General features: G+C 32.6%; 20 protein-coding genes. 9 read left to right on the plus strand and 11 right to left on the minus strand.

Annotated elements, in window-relative coordinates:
• Nucleotides 1-150: 150 nt before the first annotated feature.
• The 7 genes from sucD to CSW08_RS14650 all read right to left on the minus strand — a co-directional run bounded on the left by sucD (nucleotide 151) and on the right by CSW08_RS14650 (nucleotide 7,314).
• A complete protein-coding gene (gene sucD / locus CSW08_RS14620) occupies nucleotides 151-1,023 on the minus strand; it encodes a succinate--CoA ligase subunit alpha (RefSeq protein ID WP_106660618.1) in 873 nt (290 codons plus the stop codon).
• Nucleotides 1,024-1,085: 62 nt separating this feature from the next.
• Entirely contained in the window at nucleotides 1,086-2,030 is a 945-nt protein-coding gene (locus tag CSW08_RS14625) for a UDP-3-O-(3-hydroxymyristoyl)glucosamine N-acyltransferase (RefSeq protein WP_106660619.1), read from the minus strand.
• A 65-nt stretch (nucleotides 2,031-2,095) separates the two neighbouring features.
• Nucleotides 2,096-2,662: an elongation factor P gene (gene efp, locus CSW08_RS14630; RefSeq protein WP_106660620.1), complete on the minus strand. Its 567-nt coding sequence runs from the start codon at nucleotides 2,660-2,662 to the stop codon at nucleotides 2,096-2,098.
• Between the two features lie 108 nt (nucleotides 2,663-2,770).
• The gene (gene lpxA / locus CSW08_RS14635; RefSeq protein ID WP_106660621.1) at nucleotides 2,771-3,556 is read right to left on the minus strand and encodes an acyl-ACP--UDP-N-acetylglucosamine O-acyltransferase; all 786 of its coding nucleotides are present in this window, start codon (nucleotides 3,554-3,556) and stop codon (nucleotides 2,771-2,773) included.
• 51 nt (nucleotides 3,557-3,607) lie between these two features.
• Entirely contained in the window at nucleotides 3,608-5,014 is a 1,407-nt protein-coding gene (locus CSW08_RS14640) for a bifunctional UDP-3-O-[3-hydroxymyristoyl] N-acetylglucosamine deacetylase/3-hydroxyacyl-ACP dehydratase (protein WP_106660622.1), read from the minus strand.
• The gene (lpxD, locus tag CSW08_RS14645) at nucleotides 5,001-6,029 is read right to left on the minus strand and encodes a UDP-3-O-(3-hydroxymyristoyl)glucosamine N-acyltransferase (protein WP_106660623.1); all 1,029 of its coding nucleotides are present in this window, start codon (nucleotides 6,027-6,029) and stop codon (nucleotides 5,001-5,003) included. The genes CSW08_RS14640 and lpxD overlap by 14 nt, the downstream gene beginning before the upstream one ends.
• Nucleotides 6,030-6,087: 58 nt before the next feature.
• A complete protein-coding gene (locus CSW08_RS14650; protein WP_106660624.1) occupies nucleotides 6,088-7,314 on the minus strand; it encodes an HD domain-containing protein in 1,227 nt (408 codons plus the stop codon).
• A 36-nt stretch (nucleotides 7,315-7,350) separates the two neighbouring features.
• Between CSW08_RS14650 and porX the strand changes: the two genes are divergently transcribed.
• From porX to CSW08_RS14665, 3 genes are all read left to right on the plus strand, one after another.
• Nucleotides 7,351-8,904: a T9SS response regulator signal transducer PorX gene (porX, locus tag CSW08_RS14655; protein ID WP_106660625.1), complete on the plus strand. Its 1,554-nt coding sequence runs from the start codon at nucleotides 7,351-7,353 to the stop codon at nucleotides 8,902-8,904.
• A 90-nt stretch (nucleotides 8,905-8,994) separates the two neighbouring features.
• Entirely contained in the window at nucleotides 8,995-9,444 is a 450-nt protein-coding gene (tsaE, locus tag CSW08_RS14660) for a tRNA (adenosine(37)-N6)-threonylcarbamoyltransferase complex ATPase subunit type 1 TsaE (protein ID WP_106660731.1), read from the plus strand.
• 239 nt (nucleotides 9,445-9,683) lie between these two features.
• Complete coding sequence (locus tag CSW08_RS14665) at nucleotides 9,684-10,217, plus strand: hypothetical protein (protein ID WP_106660626.1); 534 nt, start codon at nucleotides 9,684-9,686, stop codon at nucleotides 10,215-10,217.
• Here CSW08_RS14665 and CSW08_RS14670 read toward each other — a convergent pair.
• Nucleotides 10,214-12,649 (minus strand): outer membrane beta-barrel family protein, encoded by a 2,436-nt coding sequence (locus CSW08_RS14670; RefSeq protein ID WP_106660627.1) that lies wholly within the window; start codon nucleotides 12,647-12,649, stop codon nucleotides 10,214-10,216. The two genes, CSW08_RS14665 and CSW08_RS14670, sit on opposite strands and share 4 nt — an antisense overlap.
• A 170-nt stretch (nucleotides 12,650-12,819) precedes the next feature.
• Between CSW08_RS14670 and CSW08_RS14675 the strand changes: the two genes are divergently transcribed.
• The 4 genes from CSW08_RS14675 (at nucleotide 12,820) to CSW08_RS14690 (ending at nucleotide 16,170) form a co-directional block, all read left to right on the plus strand.
• The gene (locus CSW08_RS14675) at nucleotides 12,820-14,019 is read left to right on the plus strand and encodes an alanine dehydrogenase (protein ID WP_106660628.1); all 1,200 of its coding nucleotides are present in this window, start codon (nucleotides 12,820-12,822) and stop codon (nucleotides 14,017-14,019) included.
• 28 nt (nucleotides 14,020-14,047) lie between these two features.
• Nucleotides 14,048-14,425 (plus strand): DUF4258 domain-containing protein, encoded by a 378-nt coding sequence (locus CSW08_RS14680; RefSeq protein ID WP_106660629.1) that lies wholly within the window; start codon nucleotides 14,048-14,050, stop codon nucleotides 14,423-14,425.
• Nucleotides 14,422-15,015, plus strand: coding sequence for a sugar transferase (locus tag CSW08_RS14685; RefSeq protein ID WP_106660630.1), 594 nt, complete (start codon nucleotides 14,422-14,424; stop codon nucleotides 15,013-15,015). Before CSW08_RS14680 ends, CSW08_RS14685 begins: the two co-directional genes overlap by 4 nt.
• A gap of 93 nt (nucleotides 15,016-15,108) precedes the next feature.
• Entirely contained in the window at nucleotides 15,109-16,170 is a 1,062-nt protein-coding gene (locus tag CSW08_RS14690; protein WP_106660631.1) for a polysaccharide biosynthesis protein, read from the plus strand.
• Here the strand turns inward: CSW08_RS14690 and CSW08_RS14695 are convergent.
• Entirely contained in the window at nucleotides 16,153-17,337 is a 1,185-nt protein-coding gene (locus CSW08_RS14695) for a proline dehydrogenase family protein (protein ID WP_106660632.1), read from the minus strand. The genes CSW08_RS14690 and CSW08_RS14695 overlap by 18 nt on opposite strands.
• Before the next feature lie 136 nt (nucleotides 17,338-17,473).
• Here CSW08_RS14695 and aroB point away from each other — a divergent pair, with 136 nt between their 5' ends.
• A complete protein-coding gene (aroB, locus tag CSW08_RS14700) occupies nucleotides 17,474-18,541 on the plus strand; it encodes a 3-dehydroquinate synthase (protein WP_106660633.1) in 1,068 nt (355 codons plus the stop codon).
• Between the two features lie 165 nt (nucleotides 18,542-18,706).
• Entirely contained in the window at nucleotides 18,707-19,453 is a 747-nt protein-coding gene (locus CSW08_RS14705) for a tyrosine-protein phosphatase (RefSeq protein WP_106660634.1), read from the plus strand.
• On the opposite strand, the gene CSW08_RS14710 is transcribed toward CSW08_RS14705, so the two are convergent.
• Both CSW08_RS14710 and CSW08_RS14715 read right to left on the minus strand, forming a co-directional pair.
• Complete coding sequence (locus CSW08_RS14710; RefSeq protein WP_106660635.1) at nucleotides 19,450-21,861, minus strand: GumC family protein; 2,412 nt, start codon at nucleotides 21,859-21,861, stop codon at nucleotides 19,450-19,452. The genes CSW08_RS14705 and CSW08_RS14710 overlap by 4 nt on opposite strands.
• A 12-nt stretch (nucleotides 21,862-21,873) precedes the next feature.
• Nucleotides 21,874-22,653 carry a polysaccharide biosynthesis/export family protein gene (locus CSW08_RS14715; RefSeq protein ID WP_106660636.1) on the minus strand — a complete coding sequence of 260 codons (780 nt, stop codon included), beginning with the start codon at nucleotides 22,651-22,653 and terminating at the stop codon, nucleotides 21,874-21,876.
• Between the last annotated feature and the right edge of the window lie 38 nt (nucleotides 22,654-22,691).

Below are 22,691 nucleotides of genomic sequence, written 5' to 3' on the forward strand. Positions count from 1 at the left end.
GCTGACTCCAAATCTAATGCACCAGCAAAACAAACTTAAAATGAAAACCTATAAAACTAAATAAAGCATCAAAAACGTTTTTGATGCTGTTTAATTAATCTATTTTTTTCTAATAACCTGTATCGATTTTTTAGGACTAGTCATGTTCTATTAAGCTAGAACTTCAGCTACTTTTTTGCCTATTTCAGCAGGAGAATCAACAACGTGAATACCACATTCTCTCATAATTTTCTTTTTAGCTTGCGCCGTATCATCACTACCGCCAACAATAGCACCAGCATGTCCCATGGTACGTCCAGCAGGAGCTGTTTCACCAGCTATAAAGCCAACGATTGGTTTTTTACTACCACTAGCTTTATACCAAAATGCAGCATCGGCTTCTAACTGACCTCCAATTTCCCCAATCATCACTACAGCCTTGGTTTCTGGGTCGTTAATCAATAACTCAACAGCTTGTTTTGTGGTCGTTCCAATAATGGGATCACCACCAATACCAATGGCTGTGGTGATTCCAAGACCTTGTTTTACTACTTGGTCTGCCGCTTCATATGTTAATGTTCCTGATTTAGAAACAATACCTACATTCCCTTTTTTGAATACGAAACCTGGCATGATACCAACTTTAGCTTCACCTGGCGTGATAACACCTGGGCAGTTAGGACCTATCAAACGACAATCTTTGCCTTTTATGTATTCTGCAGCTGTAATCATATCCGCTACAGGAATACCTTCTGTAATAGTAATAATCACTTTAATCCCAGCATCGGCAGCTTCCATAATGGCATCTGCAGCAAAGGCTGGTGGAACAAAAATAATAGTGGTATCTGCTCCAGCTTTTTCAACAGCTTCTAAAACTGTATCAAAAACAGGTCTGTCTAAATGTGTTTGACCACCTTTACCAGGGGTGACACCACCCACCACATTGGTTCCATACTCGATCATTTGACTCGCATGGAATGTTCCTTCACTACCTGTAAATCCTTGAACTATTATTTTTGAATCTTTGTTTACTAAAACACTCATTTTATATTGTTTTTTTTTAAATAAAGCAGTGCAAAAATACTTTATTGTGGTTAGTTTTCTGTTTAATTTTTGTTATTTTTTTTTATTTGATTTAAAATGTCCGGGATCTGTTTGATTGATGCCATTTCTTTTAATTCTGTTCGCGCTTCTTGTGCCGGCGTTCCCCAATACGTTTTGTTTCCTTCCAATGATTTGCTGATGCCAGACTGCGCATGTACAACCGCTTTTTTTCCGATAGTTATACCACTAGTACAGCCAACTTGACCCCAAATGGTAACCTCATCTTCAACAATAACGCACCCCGCTATGCCCACTTGAGATGCAATCAAACATTTTTTTCCAATAACGGTATCGTGACCTATTTGTATTAAATTATCTAATTTAGATCCTTCTCCAATGATGGTATCTCCAGTAACACCTCTATCAATGGTACAAGAAGCACCAATATCGACGTTATTTTCGATGACAACCCTTCCTCCAGATAATAACCTATCAAATCCCTCCGGTCTTTTTTTATAATAAAAAGCATTAGCACCTAAAACCGTATTCGCATGAATGGTTACGTTATTTCCAATGATGGCACCATCATAAATACTTACGTTTGAATGAATGATACAATTGTCGCCAATAGTTATATGATGACCTATAAAACAATTTGGTTGAATCACGGTGTTTTTTCCAATGATAGCAGATTCTGAAATAGATCTATTGGCCGATTGAAAAGGCTTAAAGTGATTGGTGAGTTTATTAAAATCCCTAAAAGGGTCATCACTAACCAAAAGTGCTTTTCCTTCAGGACATTCCACCTGTTTATTTATTAAAATAATGGTTGCTTTTGAATTTAAAGCTTTGTCATAGTATTTAGGATGATCTACAAATACAATATCCCCAGCTTCAACAACATGGATTTCGTTCATGCCAAAAACAGAAAAATCTTCATTGCCAATAAATTCACAATCAATTAATTGTGCTATTTGTTTTAGGGTATGTGGTTTTGGAAACTTCATTTATAATGTTTAATCGTTTAATCGTTGAACTGTTTAAACAAATAAACAAATCAACGAATAAACTTTTACTCTTTTACACGTTCTTTATAAGTTCCTTTTTCGGTCTCAATCTTTATTTTATCACCTTCATTGATAAATAAAGGCACATTTATAATAGCCCCCGTTTCAACAGTTGCTGGTTTCGTGGCGTTTGTAGCCGTGTTACCTTTAACACCTGGTTCGGTAGCAGTGACTTCTAAAATAACGCTGGCAGGCATTTCAACAGAAAGTGGTATATTATCTTCCGTATTAATAATGACGGTTACCACTTCACCTTCTTTCATAAGTTGAGGATTATCAAGCGCAGATTCACTTAGTTGAATTTGACTAAAATCTTCTGTATTCATAAAATGATAATATTCACCATCATTATATAAAAATTGAAATTTATGCGTTTCCACACGAACATCTTCCAATTTATGTCCTGCAGAAAAGGTATTATCCAAGACCTTCCCATTCGTAACACTTCTCATTTTTGTTCTTACAAACGCTGGACCTTTACCTGGCTTTACGTGTAAAAACTCAATTATTTTATATATATCATTGTTGTAGCGGATGCATAATCCGTTTCTAATATCACTAGTAGTTGCCATTTTATTGTTTTGTTGTTAAGTTGTATGTTGTTAAGTCGTTTATTGTTTAATCACTTGTTTTTAAGTTGGGAACGAAAAAACAACTCCACAACAAAACGGTTTAACTTTTTAATTTGATTTAAAATATCCTTTCATAATACCACGATGCGAATTTTTGATGAATTGAAGAATTTCATCACGCTCTGGCGTTGCCTCCATTTCGGCTTCAATAATTTCTGAAGCTTGTGTATTGTTATAATGTTTTTGATAGAGAATTCTATAAATATTTTGAATTTCCCTTATTTTTTCTGTAGTATAGCCACGTCTTCTCAACCCAACGGAGTTGATACCAACATAGGATAATGGTTCACGAGCTGCTTTTACGTAAGGAGGCACATCTTTTCTAACCAAAGATCCGCCAGTTACAAAAGCATGATTACCAATCGAACAGAATTGATGTACGGCAACCATACCTGCTAACACAACATAATCTCCTATGGTGATATGTCCAGCCAATGTGGTGTTATTTGAAAAAATGCAATTGTTTCCAACAATACAATCATGAGCAATATGGCAATACGCCATAATCAAACAATTATCGCCAATAACGGTTTTCATTCTATCGGAAGTACCTCTGTTGATGGTGACACATTCACGAATGGTAACATTGTCGCCTATTTCAACGGTTGTATCTTCATCATTATATTTTAAATCCTGAGGAATGGCCGAAATGATAGCACCTGGGAAAATATTACAATTTTTTCCGATTCTAGCGCCTTCCATAATGGTTACATTACTTCCAATCCAAGTACCTTCTTCTATCTTTACATTATTATGAATGGTTGTAAAAGGTTCTATAACAACATTTTTTGCAATTTTTGCACCTGGGTGCACATATGCTAGAGGTTGATTCATTTCTTATTTTTTATTTAATTTAAGTGTGAAATGTTAGCAAACATATAATAATTATTTCACTTTAGAAATTTGTGCCATAAGTTCAGCTTCAGCACATAATTTACCATTGGCATAAGCGTACCCTTGCATATGGCAAATACCACGGCGTATGGGCGTGATTAAACTGCATTTAAATATTAAAACATCACCTGGAACCACTTTTTGTTTAAACTTAACATTATCCATTTTCATGAAAAACGTTAAATAATTTTCTGGATCTGGCACAGTGTTTAATACTAAAATACCCCCCGTCTGAGCCATGGCTTCAACAATTAAAACGCCCGGCATTACTGGAGCTCCTGGAAAGTGACCAGCGAAAAACGATTCATTCATGGTCACATTTTTTTGGGCTATCACGTGATTATCAGTCAGCTCAAAAACTTTGTCTATCAGCAAAAATGGTTGTCTGTGTGGCAACATCGCCATAATCTGAATAACATCCATTAATGGAGGCTGATTCAAATCTATGTTTGGTACATTGTTACGTTTCTCGTTCTTAATAATTTTTGAAAGTTTTTTTGCAAACTGTGTATTGACAAAATGCCCTGGTTTGTTTGCAATAACTTTACCTCTAATTCTAGTGCCTACAAGTGCTAAATCCCCTAAAACATCAAGCAATTTATGCCGAGCAGCCTCATTCGGATAATGTAATGTGAGATTATCTAAAATACCATTAGGCTTAACAGCTATAGAATCTTTTTTAAAAGCTACTTTAAGTCTTTCCATGGTTTCTGGAGATAAAGGTTTGTCTACATAAACAATGGCATTGTTTAAATCGCCTCCTTTTATTAAACCATTTTGCAGCAACATTTCGATTTCATGTAAAAAGCTAAAGGTTCTGGAATCAGAAATATCATTTTTAAAATCAGAAATTTGATTTAATGTGGCATTTTGTGTTCCTAATACTTTTGTTCCAAAATCTACCATAGTAGTAATTTGGTATTCCTTTGCAGGCATCACTAGAATTTCACTTCCAGTGTCTTCGTCTGTATAAGAAACTACTTCGGTAACTACATATTCTTCCCTGAAATCATCTTGTTCTACAATACCTGCTTTTTCAATAGCTTCTACAAAAAACTTAGACGATCCATCCATAATTGGAGGTTCAGAAGCATTTAATTCAATAATAACATTATCAATATCTAAACCCACCAAAGCGGCTAGTACATGCTCTGAAGTTTGAATGGTTACCCCATTTTTTTCCAAACAAGTGCCACGTTGGGTATTTGTAACATAAGTTGCATCTGCTTCAATCACTGGGGCGCCTTCTAAATCAATTCGTTTAAAAACCAGTCCGAAATTTGCTGCAGCAGGTTTGAATGTCAAGGTCACATTCTTACCAGTATGTAAACCTACACCTGTTAAGGATATTTCTTTGGATATTGTTTTCTGTTTTATTTCTGTATTAACTATTCCCATGTATTTTTTTTTCTAAATCATCAATATTTTTAACAATCTGAGGTAAATTTTTAAAATGCACATAAGATTTATTATAATCGCTAAGAGAAAACGCTGGGCTTCCTTGTATAATCTCATTGTCTTTTATGTTTTTACCAATGCCCGATTGTGCTTGGATTTTCACATTGTTTCCAATAGTAACATGACCAACAATACCAACTTGACCGCCAATTTGGCAGTTTTCTCCAATTTTAGCAGAACCTGCTACTCCTGTTTGAGCGGCTATAACAGTATTTTTGCCAATTTCCACATTATGTGCTATATGAATTTGATTGTCTAACTTAACGCCTTGTCTTATAATCGTAGAACCTAAAGTTGCCCTATCTATGGTTGTGGTGGCTCCAATATCAACATAATCTTCAATAATCACATTACCTATTTGTGGAATTTTACTGTAGCTTCCATCATCATTTGGCGCAAATCCGAAACCATCAGCACCAATAATAACACCAGAATTTATAACACAATGATTCCCAATAACCGTATCGGAATAAATTTTTGCTCCAGAAAAAATAATGGTATTATTTCCGATAGCAACATTATCCCCTATATAGGTGTTTGGAAATATTTTAACATTATCTCCTAAAGAAACATTTTCGCCAATATATGAAAATGCACCAACATATATATTCTCTCCATGGGTTGAAGAGGTTGATAAAAATGAAGGCTGTTCCACCCCATTTTTATTTAGTTTTACTGAATTATAATATTCTAACACCTTTGAAAAGGCCATGTAAGCATCATCAACTTTTATTAGTGTCGTTTTAATCCCGATTTCTGGAGTAAACGTTCTATTTACTATAGTTATTGAAGCGTTGGTAGAATATATATAGTGCTTATATTTTGGATTGGAGAGAAAGGTAAGAGAGCCCTCTTCGCCTTCTTCTATTTTTGATAATTTAGAAACTTCAACATCTGGGTTCCCTACTACTTCACCTTCTAAAATCCCCGCTATTTGTTGTGCTGTAAATTTCACAAGTTTAATCTTTATTTTTTTTAGTTATAATGAATCTCGCAAAAATAGGAAAAATGTACTAAAGTTTTTCTTTAGGATAACATATATAATATTTTGTAATAGGTTTTGCCAACGCTTTCACATTTAATTGATCGGATACCTTTACTATGTCTTCTATTTTTCCTGATTTGTGTAATATATTAATTTTGTGATGATTGAGTTGATAAGCTTGATTGGAAATTTCGCCAGCAAACACAAAATATTCAGCTTCGGTTTGTGATATTTTATAGGTATTTATTAAGTATAGAAGGTGGGTTTTTAAATCTTCTTCCTTTATTTTTTTATTCTTAAGTTTAATTTTTAACAAATTTCTATTGATTATCATGTCTGATAAGTGACTTAATACAAAATCAGGGTGATGTTGCCATTCCTTTAATGCCGAAATAACATCGTAATCATCTAATCCAGAAAATATGTCCAATGTCTCTTTATTAAAATTTTCAAAAGAAACCTCATTATCCAAAAAATATTGCAATGCTCTACTTGCTTTAAGTTTTTCAACTTTATTCAGTTCTTTGGCACGTTGTAATGCTCTAATTAGCAATTGCTCCGCAACTATTCCCGTTTTATGAAGATATACTTGCCAATACATAAAACGTCTGGCATTAATAAATTTCTCTACACTATAAATCCCTTTTTCTTCAATAACCAATTTATCATCAACTACATTAAGCATGGTAATTAACCGCTCGCTATTTATATTACCTTCTGCAACACCTGTATAAAAGCTATCTCGTTTTAAATAATCTGCCCTATCCATATCTAATTGTCCAGAAATAAGCTCACACATAAAGGATCTTGGGTACTCACCTTTAAAAATTTGGATAGCCAGCGTTAAACTTGAGTTAAATTCAGCATTCAATTTCTCCATAAATAATAGGGAAATCTGCTCGTGTGATACATTATTTACAATACTATGTTCCATAGCATGCGAAAAAGGACCGTGGCCAATATCATGTAGCAAAATAGCTATATAAAGTGCATCTTCTTCTTCTTTTGAGATGCTAACTCCTTTAAAGCGAAGTATATTAACAACCTGTTGCATTAAATGCACGCACCCAATGGCATGATGGAAACGCGTATGGTGAGCGCCGGGATATACCAAATAAGACATTCCCATTTGGGTAATTCGTCTTAGGCGTTGAAAATACTTGTGTTGTATTAAATCAAAAATTAGAGAATTTGGAATGGTAATAAATCCGTAAATTGGGTCGTTTAATATTTTGAGTTTGTTATTAGTCGGCAAGCTTTAATTTTTAATTAATTATATAAACAAATATACATGAATAACATAAATATACTTTGGGTTGATGATGAAATTGATTTGTTAAAACCACACATTTTATTTCTTGAGAAAAAAAATTATAAAGTAACCACTTGTAAAAGTGGTACCGAGGCCATTGATATTCTAGAAGATACAAATTTCGATATTGTTTTTTTAGATGAAAACATGCCAGGGTTGACAGGTCTTGAAACTTTAAATGAAATTAAAGAACGACGAGACAACCTACCTGTTGTTATGATTACCAAGAGTGAAGAAGAGTATATTATGGAAGAAGCTATTGGGAACAAAATAGCCGATTATCTTATAAAACCCGTAAACCCTAATCAGATTCTATTAAGTTTAAAAAAGAATTTGGATAATTCTAGATTGGTTTCCGAGAAAACTACCTCTAACTACCAACAGGAATTCAGAAAAATAGCTATGGAATTGTCTATGGTAAACACCTATGAAGAGTGGGTTGTTTTGTACCAAAAACTGATTTATTGGGAAATTCAGCTTGAAGATATTGAAGACATTGGTATGGCTGAAATTTTAGAATCCCAAAAAACTGAAGCAAACACACAATTTGGAAAATATATAGAGAAGAATTATTTTAAATGGTTTGAAGGAAGAGCTGATGCACCAGTAATGTCGCATACACTTTTTAAAGAAAAAGTCGTTCCAGAGCTCAGTAAAAAACAACCAACGCTTTTAGTTGTGGTCGATAATTTGCGATATGACCAATGGAAAGTTTTTGAACCCATCATCAATAACTATTATAAAAAAGAAAAAGAAGATGCTTTTTTTAGCATTTTACCCACGGCTACCCAATATGCCAGAAATGCTATTTTTTCAGGTTTGATGCCGAGTGATATGGAAAAATTGTTTCCCAAATATTGGAAAAATGATACGGATGAAGGAGGTAAAAACCTATTTGAAGCCGAATTTTTAGAGACTCAAATGAAACGTCTTGGTTTAAATCATTTAACCCATGAGTATCATAAAATCACTAATTTGAAATCTGGAAAAAAATTATTGGAAAATTTCAAATCTTTAAAGAATAATAATTTAACTGTTATTGTCTATAATTTTGTTGATATGCTTTCACATTCAAAAACAGAAATGGACGTTGTGAAAGAATTGGCAGCTAACGATAAAGCCTATCGCTCTTTAACCCTAAGTTGGTTTAAAAATTCACCATTATTAGAGATGATTCATCAAGCACATTTGTTAGGGTTTAAACTTATACTTACCACCGATCATGGAACCATTAATGTTAAAAACCCATCAAAAGTTATTGGAGATAGGGATACCAGCTTAAATCTTAGATATAAAACCGGTAGAAGCTTGAGTTATGAATCAAAAGATGTGCTTGTGGCAAAAGACCCAAAAAGCATCCATTTACCTTCAATTACCATGAGTAGCTCCTTTATTTTTGCTAAAAACGACATGTTTTTAGCCTATCAAAATAATTACAACCATTATGTAAGTTATTATAGAAACACCTACCAGCATGGTGGTATCTCACTTGAAGAAATGATCATACCATTTGTCGTGTTTAGTCCAAAATAATCCATGTAACGCAAAAAACATCGATAAAATACATATTTTGTTAGTTTTATTAAAATTTTATTTATAATATTGTATCCAAATTATATAGCATTGGAAATAATTTATAACATTGAAAATATTAATGAAGTAGCTAAGCAACTCATAGCCAATGTAACAACTAAGACGTTATTGGTTTATGGTGATATGGGCGTTGGTAAAACCACCTTGATAAAAGCGATTGTTAAATTACTTGGTAGTCATGATGACGTAAGCAGCCCTACATTTTCAATAGTCAATGAATATGAAGCTAATAACACATTAATTTACCATTTCGACTTATATAGAATTAAGGATGTTGAGGAACTTTATAATGTCGGAATTGAAGATTATTTGTTTTCTGATAATTGGTCCATCATTGAATGGCCAGAAAAAATAGAAAATATTGTCGAAACTCCCTATGATAGAATTGATTTAGTATTAAATCCAGATAATTCAAGAACATTAAAACTGAAAAATAAAAACGAATTTAACCTAATAAATATGCAGAGCGGTAACATATAAGCAACTATAATCTCTTCGGATTTTGTGATTTTACGGAAAACCCACAGCTGAAATTTTAAAAATCAATGTTTTTAACATAATTTTAACATTTTAACAAAAACAGCGCGGTAGTCTTTATTTACATTTGAGGTAATTAATTAATTAATCCCTTAAACAAATGAAAACAAAAAAGTATTTAATCGCAATCGCAATCTTCGGAGGCATATTGTTTACAGCTCAAGCAGTAAATGCTAGCCAAGATGGAGCAAAAGTTGAAAGGTCCTCAATCAAAGTACCTACAAACAAATAAAAAAACTTTGGTAATAGGTAGCGTTATAGCAACTATATTAGCTATAACACCATACTTATTTGTACTGCATGAAAGTGTTCCAAGTGAAAAAGTTTGGAACACTTTTTTATTTACCTACCATAGTGGGTATTTTGAAAATGCCAATACAGCAATGTGGATATTAACAGGAAAAGCCGTTCCTCTTTTATTATTATTTATTTGGTTCTTTACAAACAGGCATTGGTGGTATCATGCTTTATTAGTACCTATTTTTATGTATATGTACCAAATATTTAGTTTGTTTTATGAAGACCAAAACAGATTGGATGAGTTTCAAATAATGTATATGGTACCAGTTATGGCTATTGTAATCCCTTCAATTTATTTAATAAGAGCTAAAATATTCAATGAAATTAATACTGTGAATAAATCTTTGGAAGAGTTGGAGGATGAGTTTAAAGTGTCTCCAAAAAACTTTTGGGATAAAATAAAACAGTACTTTTAAAAATCAGATTCTTTATTAAGCCTTTCCAACTCCTCTAAATCAATCTGTCGTTGATTGCTTTTTAATCTTGTGTTGCCAAACTTATAATTAAACCCAAACACAAACAATCTGTTTTCCATTTTAGAATTAAATCGTACATCCTGATTTAAATATTTTGTACTAGTGAAATAATTTTGCATGTTAAAAACATCTTCAACACCTATATTTAGAGATGCCTTATTGTCCCATAAGGTTTTTTTTAGGTTTAAGTTAAGCCCTGAACGTTCACTAATAATCCTAGCACCTTCTGCAAGGGGGGAAATGTAATTGTATGACACATCTAAAGTGAGGCTTTCATCCTTTAAAAAACTAAAATAATTATTTATTTGGACATATGATGACCATCTTTCGTTTGAAACCAATTCATTGTTGCTCTCAAGCGCAAAAAACATGTTGTCGTCATAAAAAACGGACGTTAATGCATATAAATACCACCGTGGAACTATTTTTGTATAAGTAATAAAATCAAGCCCAAATGAGATACTGTGATCTATGTTTGTGTTGACATATTTTATAACATTTTCTTGATTGTCCTGATATACTATTTCCAAGGTACGACTATCCTCATAACGGTAGTAAAACTCAAATGTGTAATTTTCATTAAATGTATAACCTAGGGTAATTATATCATCAATTTGAGGTTTTAAATTGGGGTTTCCTGTGCTGTATGTGTTGTCATTAAAATAATATCTAAACGGATTTAATTCATTATAACGTGGCCTGTAAATACGTTTTTTATAATTGAAATAAATACTGCTATGATCATTGAGATGATTTAAAATATAAATGGATGGAAACATTTTTATATAATCACTTTCATTCAATTCATTATTTAACAGTGAGTATCCAGATATATCGGTGTATTCTGCCCTTAGACCGGTTTGCAAACTCCAATGTTCCCAATCTTTTGAATAGGAAACATAAGCCGCATAGTTTATCTCATCATATAAAAACGTATCGGAATTCTGTAAATCTTCCACACTTTCGCCATTTTCAAAATTGAACTGGCTTAAAATACTTTCAGAATCTATGCTTGATAATTTGGCTCCCGCTTCTAAATGAGCTGAATCATCTATTGGCAATTCATAATCCATCTGTCCTGTGTATAATTTTATATATTGACTGGAAAATGTTTGAAACCTATTATCTCTAAATGATGATTCCATATTTGGAAAGAAGTACCCCGTATTCACATTCTGGAAATCGGAATAATCATAATTGGTGTGATGGGCACTTAAGGAAATCTTTTCGCCTTCTCGTTTAAATTTATGGACATAATCTAATGTAAATGCCAAATTAAGTACCTCACTTACCGATGTCTTGTCTGTTACAAATAATGAATCCAATACTTTATTAGGACCAAACACATCGGTAAGTGAGTTGGCATTGATTTTTGTATTTTCTCGAGGTGAAATGAGAATATTTGTTGAAAAACCTAAACTGTTAAACTCATTGAAATCATAATCAATATTCGCATTCAAATTATGGTCAGAGGATTCATTTATCCTATCATAATCCGTTTCCCAACTTGACGTATTTATGTTATTTGAATCGAAAAAATTGACAAATTCATCATTATGTCTAAAATCCTTTCTGGGACTTACATTATAATTGATGTAGGTATTTAATTTTTCGGTTTTAAAAAAATGACTTGTTCCAAGAGCGTACTTAGGGTACTCAAATCCTTGTTTGTAATTTCCAAAAACACTCCCATTATAGCCAGAAATAATATTTTTGCTTGTTACTATATTGATAACAGACCCCCCTTCAGCCTCATATTTAGCGGGTGGATTTGTAATAACTTCAATGGATTTTATATTAGCCGCAGAAGTCCCTTCTAACAGTTGTTGAACCTCGTTTGATGATAAATGTATTCTTCTATCATTTATATATATAATAGGTTCGCTGTTTTTTACAGTAATCTTTCCATCATTAACAAAAACCCCTGGCGTAAACTTTAAAACATCCAGCACATTATTATTTGAAAGCGTAGAGTTTTCAACATCAAACACCAATCTATCAACCAAACGTTTTACTGTAGGTCGTTTTACTACTACCAAAACACCATCTAGTTCTTCGGTATCTTCTTCTAATATAATCGTATCAAGATTTGTATTTGTAATTAAATTAATATTTTTAGTATATGTTTTATAACCCAAATACGTGACCTTGAGTTGATAATTTCCGCTTTTTAGGTCTATTTTAAAAAAACCAGCATCGTCTGTTGTAGTACCATTTAATAACGTAGCATCTTCATTGACTAATAAAACAACATTTGTGTAAGCAATGGGAATGTTATTTACATCTACTACTTTTCCACTTAAAGTTAGGTCTTGAGCAACCAAAGAGACAGAAAAAATAAAAAACAAATAAACAATTGATTTTAAGTGCATAAATAGGTTTATAATTACAAACTTATAACATTTTATTTAAAAAGTGATGTAGTAATGGCACATCATAATGAAACTATTTCTTATAATATTATTTTGTTGAAATATTTCTTTATTTGAGTTGATTTAACAAAAAAAATATTCGTAATTTCATTTTCCTTAAAATTAAAAAAATGTCGGATTTACCATCTCCTTTTACCAAACAGCAATTGTTGCCTCAAGAGGAAAAACTTGAAATATTAAAACGTAAAGGAGAACTATATATAGGGATTCCAAAAGAGACTGCTTTTCAAGAAAAGAGGGTTTGTTTAACACCTGATGCTGTTTTTGCACTTATAAGTAATGGGCATAAGGTATTAATGGAATCTGGTGCTGGCGATGGTGCTAGCTTTTCAGATAGGGAGTACAGTGAAGCTGGTGCGGAAATAACTAAAGATACCGCCAAAGTATTTGCATGTCCCATGGTGCTTAAGGTAGAGCCACCAAGTCAGGAACAAATTAAACTTTTAAATCCGCAAGCCTTATTAATATCTGCTTTACAGATTAAAACGCAAACTAAAAAATACTTTGAAGCATTGGCATCCAAGCGGATTACTGCTTTGGCTTTTGAATTTATTCGTGATGGGGACGGCTCGCTTCCAGCCGTAAGATCATTAAGTGAAATTGCTGGAACAGCATCTATCTTAATTGCTGCCCAATTGTTATCAAACGACATTGAAGGGAATGGCTTAATGTTCGGTAATATTAGTGGAGTTCCGCCTGTTGAAGTTGTTATATTAGGCGCTGGAACCGTTGGTGAATATGCCGCTAGAAGTGCCATAGGATTAGGGGCTAATGTGAAAATATTTGATAATTCCATCACCAAATTACGAAGAATACAAACACATTTGGGTCGACCGCTTTACACATCGACCATTCAACCAAAAAATTTAGCTAAAGCATTAAAGCGTTGCGATGTGGTTATAGGTGCGGTGAGAGGTAATAATAGATCTCCCATTATCGTATCTGAAGACCTTGTGCAATCCATGAAAAAAAGATCCATAATCATTGATGTGAGCATTGATATGGGTGGATGTTTTGAAACAAGCGAAGTGACTACACATAAGAACCCTACCTTTATAAAACATGGTGTTATTCATTATTGTGTCCCCAATATTCCTGCGCGTTATTCGCGAACGGCCTCCATATCCATCAGTAATATTTTTACGCCCTATCTATTGAAAATAGCGGAAGATGGCGGTATAGAAAATTCTCTGCGATTTGATAAAGGTTTAAAAAATGGGTTGTATTTTTACCACGGTATTTTAACCAGTAAATCTGTTGGCGAGTGGTTCGATTTAAAATATAGCGACATTAATCTGCTAGTATTTTAAACACTTATTGCCATTTTAAACACATTACATGACATTATTACAGCGCATTGGATATTATCTTGGCGGATTTTCTATAGGATTAATCATTTTAGCATTCTTTTTAAATGGAAAAAAAGTATCATGTAGCTATGGTCCTGATGCACGCGTTCTTAAAAATATAAAATCAAAAAAATTAATTTATAGTGAAGCTATTCAATTGATTATGAATGAACATCAAATGGATACGTCCATGATAAACCATGTTCTTAAAAAAGGGGATATCAATTTTTCTAAAAGTGATACAAGACATAAACCCTGTGCTATTTATAGCATTGAAGGTGATTTTAATGAAAAAGACATTATTTTGTCCGTTGAAAACTGTGATAGTATTGCTACACTATTAAATTTATCCATTAAAGAAGAATGATAAAACGCAGTTTTGATGTTGTTTTTTCACTAATTGGTTTAATAATCCTTTCCCCTGTTCTATTATTAATTGCTATTTTAATCAAAATTGATTCCAAAGGCCCTGTTCTTTTTATTCAAGAGCGTGTTGGAATAAACAATAAAGATTTCAATATCTATAAATTTAGAACCATGTATGTGGCTTCCCAAACCAAAGGTTTGCTTACTTTAGGAAATCATGATTCTAGAATTACAAGAATCGGTTATTTTTTACGACGCTATAAAATTGATGAATTCCCTCAATTAATTAATATTTTAATTGGTGACATGAGTTTTGTAGGTCCAAGACCAGAATTGAGGTATTATGTGAATTTTTATAACGAAGATGATCATATTATTTTTTCTATTAGGCCAGGTATAACAAGCCTTGCATCATTAAAATACCGAAATGAGGTAGAACTTTTAGAAGCTGCAGACGATCCCGAAAGTTTTTTTATTAACACCATTATTCCCGATAAGTTAAAATATAATAAGGAGTATATTAAAAAGCAAAGTTTGTTATATGACTTAAAGCTTATCATAATCACCATAGCAAAAGTTTGGACTAAATAAACACAGTAGCTCAATCTGTAAATCTATTTGGAATAGACGTATATTATCACTATTTTTAATTAAAAACCACCCTTCAACGAGCCAACCCATAACATGATTGAAAAGACTTCTAATCGTATCCATCAATTGTTAAATGATTCTGGCTTGCTCTCTTTTAAGAAAATGAACAATGAGCCTTTTGTTAGTTATGATTTTTCTGAAGAGACCATTTTTATTACAGGGGCTGCAGGTTCTATTGGAAGTGGTATTGTAAATCGTCTATTGCACTGTTCATTTAAACAATTGATATTAATTGACAATGCTGAATCTTCCTTGTATTATTTAATTAAAGAATTAGAACTTCAGAATCATAAAAACATAGGGTTTTCAATCCTAGATGTTAGAGATAAAGAATCTATGGAATGGCTTTTTAAGGCATACCAACCAACACTCATTTTTCATGCCGCAGCTTACAAACATGTTTCCTTAATGGAAGATAACCCTTATGAAGCAGTAAAATTGAATGTTTTTGCAACAAAATTATTAGCCGATTTAGCCATTAAGCATAAAATCAAAAAGTTTATATTCATTTCTACAGATAAAGCCGTTAATCCAATAAGTGTTATGGGTCGGACTAAATTTATAGCCGAAATGTATTTAGACGCTTTAAATTCAAGTGATGACACTATTTTTTTGATAGCCAGGTTTGGCAATGTTTTTGGCTCCAATGGTTCTGTTGTTCCTTTATTTATAAAACAAATAGAATCTGGCAAACCAATAACAATAACCAACAAAAAAGCTACCAGATACTTTATTGATAAAAATAAAGCTTGTAGCCTAATATTAAAAATGGCTACGATGCCAAAATTGGAAGGCAACCATTTTACTTTTAATATGGGAGAACCTATAAAAATTATTGATGTAGCCAAAGCTCTTGCTAAAATATATAACTATAAAACCAAAATTAAAATCACGAAATTAAAAGTTGGAGAAAAACTCCATGAAGCGGTTGTTTCAGAAAATGAAATTTTAACACCCACAAACGATAAGGATATTTTTATAATTTTAAAAAAAGGAAATAGCAGAAACAAGACTATTGATATAGCATCACTAAATCAAATTACACCCAATAATAGTGTTTCAGAAATCAAAGAAATTTTAGCCAGTTATATTTAGTTTTCTACGTTGTTTCTCTTTGCTTATCAAATTTAATTCCCTACCTGTTTGTCCTGCAACAGAGGTGTTTTCTTCAGCCCTTCTTATCAAATATGGCATAACATCTTTTACGGGACCAAAAGGCATATATTTTGCAACGTTGTAACCTCTATTGGCCAGATTATAGCTTATGTTATCACTCATACCATATAATTGTCCGAACCATACCCGTCCGTCATTATTTTCTAAAGAATGGTCTTTCATTAATGACATTAAAAAATAAGAGCTTTCTTCGTTATGTGTTCCTGCAAAAAGCGATATGGTATCTATGTTTTTTATGATATATTCCACACCGTCATTAAAATTTTTATCGGTTTCAGATTTGCTGGTACAAATAGGTGATTTATACTGGTTATCGATGGCTCTCTCGTTTTCTTTTTCCATATAAGCACCACGGACTAATTTATAACCTAAGTAAAACCCTTTGGATTTTGCCAACGCATGCTGATTTTTCAAAAAGTCCAATCTATCATGCCTGTACATTTGCAAGGTGTTAAAAACGATGGGCTTCTCTGTATTATATTTTTGCATCATATCTGTAACCAACAAATCTGCTGCATCTTGCATCCAACTTTCTTCTGCATCAATTAGAACAGCAATGTCACATTGTTTGGCTTTTTTACAAATAGTATCGTATCTAGCTACAATATCACTCCATTCATCTTGGTCCTTTTTAGTAAGTACTTCGCCTCTACTCTTTTTTTCATACAGATCTAATCGCCCCAGTCCTGTAGGTTTAAAAACAGCTATTGGAATGGCGTTTATTTCATTTGCAAAATCAATTATTTTTAAAATAGTTTGCATAGCCAAATCGAATTCTGCTTCATTTTCTTTGCCTTCAACAGAATAATCCAGCACAGAGCTCACGCCTTTTTCAAACATTCTGTCAATAACAGGCAAGCAATCTTCCTCATTAATACCGCCACAAAAATGATCGAAAACCGTTGCGCGAATAAGACCTTCAATCGGCAAATGGGTTTTTAGCGCAAAGTTTGTGACAGCTGCTCCTATTCTAACCAATGGTTCAATAGATATCATTTTAAATAAAAAGTGAGCGCGCTCTAATTCTGTATCGCTTTTAAGTGAAAAAGCGATTTCGGTATTATCAAAAATTCTTTCAGAAGTCATTTTGGGAAATTTGTACAAAGATAATTATTAGTAGTATCATTTTATTTTAAAAATCCTTAATTTCGCTGTCTATGATGACAAATTTATTTCATTGCACATCATAATTAATTATTAATAATACTGATTGTTTTTACAGATGAAATCCATTACCGCAAATGATTGCATGATTCATTTCAATGAATTATGTTATAAATCATTAAATGAGCATATTAAGAATAATAATTTTTCAAAAATATTTATTTTAGTTGACACCAATACCCATTCCTATTGTTTACCACTGTTTCTTGAAAAACTAGAGACAAATTCAGTTATAGAAATTATAGAAATTGAAGAGGGGGAAATCAACAAAAACATTGATACGTGTGTTGGCGTTTGGAACTCACTTTCTGAGCTAGATGCCGATAGAAAAAGCTTGCTTATAAATGTTGGAGGTGGCGTTGTAACCGATTTAGGTGGCTTTGTGGCATCTACATTTAAACGTGGTATTGCTTACATCAATGTGCCTACGTCTTTATTATCGATGGTTGATGCCTCAGTTGGGGGGAAAACTGGTGTGGATTTGGGTAATTTAAAAAATCAAATTGGGGTTATTAGCAATCCGAATATGGTGCTCATTGATACGGCATATTTAAAAACATTACCACAGAATCAAATGAGATCTGGCTTAGCGGAAATGCTAAAACATGGTTTGATTATTAGTGAGGACTATTGGAATAAATTCAGATATTTATCCCAATTAAAAATGGATGATTTAGATGATTTAATTTACGAATCCGTATTAATTAAAAAAGTTGTTGTAGATGAAGACCCTTTTGAAAACGGACTAAGAAAAACATTGAATTATGGACATACCTTGGGTCATGCCATAGAGTCTTACTTTTTAACCAACCCTCATAAAACATCTCTTTTACATGGAGAAGCCATTGCTATAGGTATAGTTTTGGCGAGTTATATATCAACTCAATTGGTTGGTTTTCCAGAAGAAAACACTAATGATATAAAACAATTATTTGGTGGCTATTATGGAAAAGTTGAGATAAAAGAAAGTGATTACTCCCCAATAATTGAGTTGCTTAAATACGATAAAAAAAACAACCATGGCAATATAAATTTTGTTTTGCTAGAAGCTATAGGTAAGCCAAAAATTGATTGTTTAGTTGATGAATCAATCATTATTGACTCGTTTAAGTACTATTCCTCATAGTGTATAATTTTGCTTGTGTTGGGTAATATTAATTTTGAATAATTAATTCGAAAATTAATTTGTTAGTTTATCTTTAGGAGATGCTGAAACAATCCCGATAGCTCTCGGGACAGCATGACATTCGTGCATATTAATTGCGAACCTTCAATAATTAATTTCATTATAATGCTCAGTATTTTTTCAAAAAAATATTTTATCAAAGATTTGTTAGAAGGATTCGTCGATATTCATAACCACATACTGCCCGCCATAGATGATGGTGCTAAAAATACTGAAGAGTCTTTAAATTTGATAAAAAAATTAATGGCTTTAGGCATCAAACAGTTTATACCAACGCCCCATATCATGCAGGATTTTTATCCCAATACTTTTGAAACCATTGGAGATGCTTATCAAAAATTATTGGAGGCCTTGCCACGTAAAATACTAAAGGACATCACCATTAATCCAGCAGCAGAATATATGCTAGATAACCACTTTGACATTTTATTGGAAACCGAAAGTTTATACCCACTTAAAGGCAAGTATATATTAGTAGAAATGTCTTATTTTCAAGCTCCCATTAACCTTGAAGACATTCTATATAAATTAAAAACAAAGGGCTACATTCCTGTTTTGGCACATCCGGAGCGTTATTCATTTTATCATAATAAGTTTGAGTATTATAAAAAATTAAAAAAACTTGGATGCCTTTTTCAACTTAACCTATTGTCATTAGGTAATCATTATGGCAAAAGTGTTGAGAAAGTAGCTCTCAATTTGTTAGATGAGCAATTAATTGATTTTGTTGGCAGTGATGTCCATAATGAAAATCACATAAACAAAATAACAGAATTACATGTAAACGAAAGCAGTATTGGTAAACTTAAAACGATTATCGGAAAAACAAATATTACTTTTACCGTTATTTAGCTTTTTCTGCTGAAAAACCCTTTTTTAACGGGAGCTCCATAATAACCATACTTAGCACCATAACCAAAATTGGATTGCTTCACATCATTTACCACCAACATCATACCGTTAAGCTTTTTATCTGCATGTAACTCTTTTGCGTAATTAAGTATTTGTTTTTCAGTATAATCAGCTCTAGTTACATATATGGTGTGTCCGGCATAGTGGCTTATTAACAAGGTATCGGTAACCAACATCGCAGGGGCTGTATCAACAATTACCATATCATAATGATTGGAAGCATAATCGAATACTTCTTGAACTCTATCACCCATCAATAACTCAGCTGGGTTTGGTGGTACTTTTCCTGAAAGTAATATATCTATTTTTATGTCATTAACCGTATACGTATCTATTGTTTGTCCGGCCAAAATCGATTTATCCACTAAAAACTCTGTTAACCCAACTTTAGCTTTACTTTTTTCCATTTGATTTTTAATGGCTGGATGAATTTGTGGGTTCCTAATATCACCTTCAATCAATAAAACTCTTTTATCAGTATTTGCAATAGTCAGTGCCATGTTTAAACTAAACACTGATTTTCCTTCACCATTAATAGTTGAAGTTACAAACATCACATTTTCATACTTTTCTATATTTCTACCCCTTCTTATATAATCGAAATTCGTTCTTATAATTCTAAAGGATTCAGAAAAAACAGATCTATCATTCTTTTCAATCAATAAGCCTTTACCGCTTTTAGAACTATCTTTTATTTTTGGAATTTCACCCAAAATAGAAATGTTTTTTATTTCGCGTTCTAAATCTTCTTTATTATGAATTTTAGTATCTAACAAATTACGAGTATAAATGACGCCAAACGGTATGCAAAGACCTATTATAATCGCCGCTAAAAACACAATATTTTTCTTTGGCGAAACGGGCAAGCCCGTGCTATATGCCTCATCAATAATCCTGGCATTTGGTGACGTAGATGTTAATGATATGGTGGCTTCTTCTCTCTTTTGAAGCAAATAAAGATACAAAGATTCTTTAATGCCTTGTTCACGCTCTATATCCCTAGATTCCCTTACTTGACCAGGTACTTGATAAATCTTAGAATTAATAGATGCCGCCCTATTTTGCAAACTATTAATTTGGAAAGAAATTGTTTGGGACGAATTAGCCAAACTCTGTATTAAATTTTGTTTTAAGCCAGATAACTGTTGATCTAAATTTACAATAATTGGATTTTTCTCTTTAGTAGATCCTTTTAAAAGTGCATTACGTTCTCTTAAAAGATCGTTGTATGTCGACGTCACATTGTTTATGGACTCGTCCGACAAACCAACATTTGACGGGATGGGCTCATAAGATAATGATTCATCGTCTACATAATTCTTCATATAATTAACAAGGTTTAATTGACTCCTTGCTTTTGAAATTTCCTCTTCTGTTTGGGAACTTGTATTTAGATATAAAGAAGCTTCCGAAGTTATATCGGTAAGTCTATTGCCTGTTTTAAAATTTTCAATTTTGTCATCTACGTTTGATAGATCCTTGGAAATTAAATTGATGCGCTCATTGATAAAGTTTGCCGCATTTAATGATATTTGGTTTTTCTCTGCAATGGAGATTCTATTATACTCTTCAATAAGCGTATTTAGAATGTCTTTTGAACGACTTAAAACAACATCGTTGAGCGATAAATCAACAACCTTGGAGAATTCCACGATTTGACTGACTAATATTTCATTTTTATAAAATTCTGCCAATTGTTTTACTGGAACAATTTTCACATAAATGGTTTGCCCTACTAATTGAGACATGTTATCTACAGTTGGTAAAATAATGATATCACCCATAGGTGTTGGAATATTTTTACCAAAAGCAGATTTAATACTTACTAGCTCCTTTGCTTCATTCTCAACTTCAAAATCAAAAGCGGTCTCGGACAGTATATTTATGGAAAAGTTAAATTTAGAATGTTCTACAATCGAATCAGAAACTGTGAAATTGATTTTGATAGGCGATTTTTTATATAACGGTGTTTCGTGTACTCTACCTTTTGAACTGTATTGAATATTCAAGGATAATTTTCTAACAACAGATTCCAAGATGTGCCTTGAACGCAATGCTTCAATTTCGTCTTCAGTTTTTTTTCCTTCAGTTTCAGAATAACGTCTTAAATCCTTAAGTAGTTCATTACTAGGGATTGAAGATGTAGCGTCATCTACAAACATTATTTTTGCATATGCACTATATTGTTCTGGCGTATATCTTAAATAAAGCAGTGCCGCGATAATACATAAAATACAACTTAAAGCAAACCATTTCCAATGCCTAGCATAGCTAAATAATGTTTTCTTTAAATTAACCTCTTCTGACATAGTATTTTTAGATTGATTTTGTTTACTACTTGAAACCATATGATAAAATTTTTAACGACGGGTTAATAGTATAACGGTCGATGTAATAAGAATGGATGCAATTGATATGGCTACGGATACCCTTGTATCGAATGATGAAGCGCTAATGGCCGACTGGTTAGGCTCAATGTATACCACATCATTTTGAGTTAAGAAATATACTGGCGAATTAAAGGCTTCCTTAGTTGTTAAATCAATTCTCGTATAGGTTTTTGTACCATTAAAATCCCTGATTACCATGACATTGTCCCGTCTGCCTTTAATGGTTAAATCACCCGCCAGTCCAATTGCTTCAAGAATGCTGCTTCGTTCTCCTGATACCGCGTATGTACCTGGTTTACCTACTTCACCTAAAATAGTGACCCTAAAATTAAGGATTCTAATATTAATGATGGGATCGCTAAGGTAGTCGTTCAGTTTTTCTTTGAATAATTGCTTAGCCTCTTCTACAGTTAAACCCAATAATTTAATTTTTCCTAACACAGGATAATCTATATTCCCTTCATTGTCTATTAAATAATCGAGCTCTTCCACTCTTCCGTTTTCACTGCCCGCATTTTTAATTAAATTAAATGGCCTCACTGCTTCTAAATTAAATGTAGAAACATTAATGGAAACGATATCATTTATTTTAAATCTAGAAGCGAATGTGTCGGTATTAACGATTGTTTCAAAATCTTTGGCATTTTGAAAATAAACAACTTCTTTTTTGGATGCACAAGACGTTAAAAATAACGCCAAAACAATAATTGTACAAGCGCGCAACGTTTTTAATGAATTTAAAATTCTCATTCTTAAGATTATTTGGGGAAAGTAATAAAAATTAAAGA

This window comes from Confluentibacter flavum, assembly GCF_002843175.1.
Taxonomy (GTDB): Bacteria; Bacteroidota; Bacteroidia; order Flavobacteriales; family Flavobacteriaceae; genus Confluentibacter; species Confluentibacter flavum.

Coding starts and splice junctions, on each gene's coding strand:
- CSW08_RS14665 (WP_106660626.1), top strand. CDS start 9,684: ATGGAGCAAAAGTTGAAAGGTCCTCAATCAAAGTACCTACAAACAAAT.
- porX (WP_106660625.1), top strand. CDS start 7,351: ATGAATAACATAAATATACTTTGGGTTGATGATGAAATTGATTTGTTA.
- CSW08_RS14695 (WP_106660632.1), bottom strand. CDS start 17,337: ATGACTTCTGAAAGAATTTTTGATAATACCGAAATCGCTTTTTCACTT.
- CSW08_RS14710 (WP_106660635.1), bottom strand. CDS start 21,861: ATGGTTTCAAGTAGTAAACAAAATCAATCTAAAAATACTATGTCAGAA.
- CSW08_RS14690 (WP_106660631.1), top strand. CDS start 15,109: ATGATTGAAAAGACTTCTAATCGTATCCATCAATTGTTAAATGATTCT.
- aroB (WP_106660633.1), top strand. CDS start 17,474: ATGAAATCCATTACCGCAAATGATTGCATGATTCATTTCAATGAATTA.
- CSW08_RS14670 (WP_106660627.1), bottom strand. CDS start 12,649: ATGCACTTAAAATCAATTGTTTATTTGTTTTTTATTTTTTCTGTCTCT.
- CSW08_RS14625 (WP_106660619.1), bottom strand. CDS start 2,030: ATGAAGTTTCCAAAACCACATACCCTAAAACAAATAGCACAATTAATT.
- sucD (WP_106660618.1), bottom strand. CDS start 1,023: ATGAGTGTTTTAGTAAACAAAGATTCAAAAATAATAGTTCAAGGATTT.
- CSW08_RS14640 (WP_106660622.1), bottom strand. CDS start 5,014: ATGGGAATAGTTAATACAGAAATAAAACAGAAAACAATATCCAAAGAA.
- CSW08_RS14680 (WP_106660629.1), top strand. CDS start 14,048: ATGACATTATTACAGCGCATTGGATATTATCTTGGCGGATTTTCTATA.
- CSW08_RS14685 (WP_106660630.1), top strand. CDS start 14,422: ATGATAAAACGCAGTTTTGATGTTGTTTTTTCACTAATTGGTTTAATA.
- efp (WP_106660620.1), bottom strand. CDS start 2,662: ATGGCAACTACTAGTGATATTAGAAACGGATTATGCATCCGCTACAAC.
- CSW08_RS14675 (WP_106660628.1), top strand. CDS start 12,820: ATGTCGGATTTACCATCTCCTTTTACCAAACAGCAATTGTTGCCTCAA.
- CSW08_RS14705 (WP_106660634.1), top strand. CDS start 18,707: ATGCTCAGTATTTTTTCAAAAAAATATTTTATCAAAGATTTGTTAGAA.
- lpxA (WP_106660621.1), bottom strand. CDS start 3,556: ATGAATCAACCTCTAGCATATGTGCACCCAGGTGCAAAAATTGCAAAA.
- CSW08_RS14715 (WP_106660636.1), bottom strand. CDS start 22,653: ATGAGAATTTTAAATTCATTAAAAACGTTGCGCGCTTGTACAATTATT.